Source organism: Pseudomonas sp. FYR_5 (assembly GCF_043106315.1).
Taxonomy (GTDB): Bacteria; Pseudomonadota; Gammaproteobacteria; order Pseudomonadales; family Pseudomonadaceae; genus Aquipseudomonas; species Aquipseudomonas putida_Y.
This window is the reverse complement of sequence record NZ_JBICMK010000035.1, coordinates 1-2,004: the sequence shown is the minus strand read 5'-3', so window position 1 is coordinate 2,004 and position 2,004 is coordinate 1. Positions and strand designations below refer to the sequence as shown.

Annotated in this window: 1 protein-coding gene; it reads right to left on the bottom strand. The window is 63.0% G+C overall.

Going from position 1 to position 2,004, the window contains the following annotated elements; translation table 11 throughout:
• On the bottom strand, window positions 1–1,616 hold a 1,616-nt coding region (locus tag ACF8RA_RS03790), incomplete at its 3' end, for a DUF6531 domain-containing protein (protein ID WP_392518806.1).
• Window positions 1,617–2,004: the final 388 nt, after the last annotated feature.

Genomic DNA, 2,004 nt, shown 5'->3' with positions numbered 1-2,004 from the left:
TCCGGCAAGGTCAGGCCAACCATATTGCCGTGTTCGTCCAGCTCGATGGCGTAACGCTCGCCGCCATAGTCGCGGCTGGCGACCACGCGGTGGTCGGCGTTGTACTGCACTTCCAACTCGCGGCCAAGTACGTCGGTGGCCCAGCTGGTGCGGCTATCGAGGTCGTAGCGGAAGTGGTAGTGCTCGCCGTCGCTGGTCCAGTGTTCGACTACGCGTGGCCTGTCGCCCTGGGTTTGCCAACGGTAGTGGCAGCCCAGCCCCAGCGCGTTGCTGTGGGTCACCATCAGGCCGTCGGCGTAGCTGAAACTGCGCACGGTGTCGCCGTTGCGGTTGATCACCGCGCTCAGCTGGCCGTGTTCGTCGTAGCGGTATTGGGTAAGCGTTTCCACCGCTTCGTTGTTCACCACGCGCTTGATGTCGGTCAGGCGACCCAGCGGGTTGTCGTAGTGCAGGTGCACGCGGGTGCCGCCGGTGGCGCTGATGTCGGTCAGTGTGCCGTCGGGCGCGCGAGTGAAGTGCAGGAAGTGGCCGAGGACGTTCTCGATACGCTGCAGCGGCACTTCGGTGTTGGTGTCTGGCACTTCGCCGAAGTAGAAGAACAGGTTGTCGAGGGTCTGCAGGATGTAGTGGCCGCCCTCGGTGCACACCAGGTACACCTGCTCGTGCGGGTTGTAGATGCGCTGCCCCGGTTGCAGGGTCACGAACGGGACTTCGCGGCCCTGGTTGTCGGTGAGGTAGATGAATGCCCCCTGGCGGCGCAGGCTCTGCTCCCAGGGCAGCACCCAGCCGCGGCCGAGTACGCTGTCGACCGTCAGGTCGCTGGCGTAGAAGCGCGACCACTCGATCGGCATCAGGCCCGGCAGGCTGAAGTCGATTTCATCGGGGATCAGCTTGCGGCCCGTCGTGAGGTCGACCGGGTTGCCGACCAGGCCGCCGATAGCCTTGCGGGCCACGGGTTCGACCACGTAACGGCTGGCCACCTCACCGGCGACGAAGCCGGCCGTGAACTTCAGCGCGCAAGGCATGACGGCTTTCATGCCGGCCTGGGTACCCGCCTTGATCAGCTGGGCGATACCGCCTGCGGCACCGGCGATGGCCATCAGCACATCCACGGTGGTGCGCAGCCACTCCGGGACTTCATCGTCCACGGGCAGGTAACGGTAGGTGCCGCCGCCGATGATGACGTTGTCCGAACCACCGGAAATGGTGGCGCCGCAGGTCAGCTTGTCGCCCTTGCGCGCGGCGGCGACGCTGTTGATGAAGACGTTGGTCGAGCCTTCGGCAATCTGCACCGGCCCCGGGTGCTTGTCGCAGGCACCGATGCTTTTTTCGACGCGGGCGGCCTTGCGGCTGTTGATGAACACGTTGGGTGAGGCAGTGGTTATCGTCCCTGAGGGGGACGAGAACATACTGCCTATCGCCTCTCCGGCGGCAGTCAGCAAGCTGCCCCCGATGCCGGCTGCGAGGCCGGCCAGCAAGGCCACGCCGAACCCGCAGGTGAACGTGGCGATGGCCACCGTGGCCACCAGCGCAATCCCCAGGGCGGCCCCGATCAGGAAGCCTCCCAGCGCGCTGGTGTGCGATATCTCGTCGCCGAACCTGGCCGCTTCGAACATGAGGGGTTACTCCTGTTCGCCAGATACGGGACAACGTGCGACCCGGTCGAGTCGATCCATGATCATGGGCATCTCCCTGAAATGCACGGTGAGCGTTTCAATCCAATTGCCGTGTAATCTTCCGTGAAAGGTGTCAAGTAAATAGACCCGTGCGCCGCTCTGTCAACGATGCGAAAGCCAAGTATGGTAAGGGTTATGCGCGGTTTAGCGTGGTGTCATAGAGCCACGTACCGGGAGTTTTCTGGGTTGTAGAGAGGGGAGGGGCTTTGCGCACGAAGTCTGAATTTTTTTGAGTTTCAGAGGCGCCTGTCAGAAAAGTCGTAGTTGTTGGAGGAGTTGCACTCAGCTCAGTAATGCATCATTCCTTATCAGCGTTTCGATGAAGGGG